The sequence below is a fragment of the Pseudomonas sp. ICMP 3272 genome (genome assembly GCF_001466905.1).
Lineage (GTDB): Bacteria > Pseudomonadota > Gammaproteobacteria > Pseudomonadales > Pseudomonadaceae > Aquipseudomonas > Aquipseudomonas amygdali.
Genome location: NZ_LKEK01000111.1, coordinates 1 through 1,694 on the forward strand (window position 1 = coordinate 1; position 1,694 = coordinate 1,694).

A 1,694-nucleotide genomic window follows, 5' to 3' on the forward strand; every position below is an offset into this window, starting at 1 on the left:
GCTTCGTGGGCACTTGAAGGGCTGGCGAGGGCCTGTGCGACAAACTCCCGATAAGGCTGCGGTGGCAGCAGGTCTGCGCTCTGGCCTTGCATCAGCAGGCGAATTTCTTCGACTATGAGTTCCAGGGTGGTGTGGTCGATGTGGTCGCTGATCATGTGGTGATCAATCAGCGCCAGTAGCCAACGATCCGAGTGTGGGTCGCCAGCAATGTAGGCCGATAGCAGCGGTGCCTGTCGCAGGTCCAGGCGCAGACGACCTGGATCAGTGAGACGATCCACCTGACTGAGCGCGTCTTCATCCGGCGTCAGCGTGAGTGTGTGTACCGGCAATTGCGCCTGGCGGTGCACCACTTGCACCGCTTGCGGCAGGCCGGTCCAATGCACAGAACTGCGCAGCACATCATGGCGATCGATAACTGTTTGCAGCCCTTCAAGAAAGGCGTCAAGACGCGAACGGCTGTCGAACTCGATCGTCGAGCGCACCAGGTAGGCGTCGCGTTCATGATTCAGCAGGTAATGGAACAGGATGCCTTCTTGAAGCGGTACCAGCGGGTAGATGTCCTGGACATTGGTGGCTCCACCCGGAACGGCGGAGGTGATCAGTTCAATCTCATCAACGCTTAGCTCCACCAGCGGCAACATCTCTGGCGTCAATTGCGTGCAGTCGGCCGGGATGCGGTTAGCCGGTGCCTGGAACAAGGCTTGTTTGTCCTGGCTGATGGCCAAGGCCATTTCGCGCACGCTGGGCGCAGTGAATACAGTGTTTACGCTGAGACTCAGGCCCTGCTTGCGCAGACGGTCGATCAGCGAGACGGCCAGCAGTGAGTGGCCGCCCAGTTCGAAGAAATGGTCGTGACGGCCTACCTGCTCAATGCCCAGCAGGTCTTGCCAGATAGCCGCGATCTGCTCTTCGGTTTCGCCTTGCGGCACTTCGTAGCCACGACTGATCAGTGCATCACCGTCTGGTGCTGGCAGCGCCTTGCGATCCAGCTTGCCGTTCGGCGTCAGTGGCATTGAGTCGAGCAGCACATAGGCCATCGGGATCATGTAGGCCGGCAGTTGTTCCTGCAGCGAATCGCGCAAGCTGTCGATGTCTACCGAAGCATGCTCTGCTATCAGGGTGTAATAAGCTACCAAGCGTTTATCGCCCGGCACATCTTCACGAGCAGTGACCACCGCTTCGTGGACCGCAGGGTGTTTGGCCAGAGCGGCCTCGATTTCGCCGATCTCGATACGCAAGCCGCACCAGCGCGCCGTTGGTCAGCCAGCGGCCCACGTCGCCGGTTTTGTACAGGCGGGCCTGCGGATCGCTGGAAAACGGGTCGGCGATGAAACGCTCGGCACTCAGCTGCGGCTGGTTCAAATAACCTCTTGCCACGCCGATGCCGCCAATGTGCAGCTCACCGGCCACACCCAGCGGTTGCAGCTGGCCCAGGGCATCCAGTACGTGCATCTGAATGTTGGCTATCGGACGGCCGATGGGCACGCTGTCGCCCGGATCCGTCGGGCGGCATTCCCACGCAGTAACGTCGATGGCTGCTTCGGTCGGGCCATACAGGTTGTGCAGTTCAACGCCCTTGAGGTGTTGCTCGAAGCGGCGCTGCAACGCGCGAGGTAAAGCCTCACCGCTGCACAGTACGCGGCGCAGTTGCGGGAAGTCGCGGGTTGAGCGGTGCTCCAGAAACACGTCGAGCA

The 1,694-nt window shown here is 60.7% G+C and carries 1 pseudogene; it reads right to left on the minus strand.

Going from position 1 to position 1,694, the window contains the following annotated elements:
* Positions 1 to 1,694 (minus strand): annotated as a pseudogene (locus AO068_RS25125) (AMP-binding protein); the annotation flags it as partial.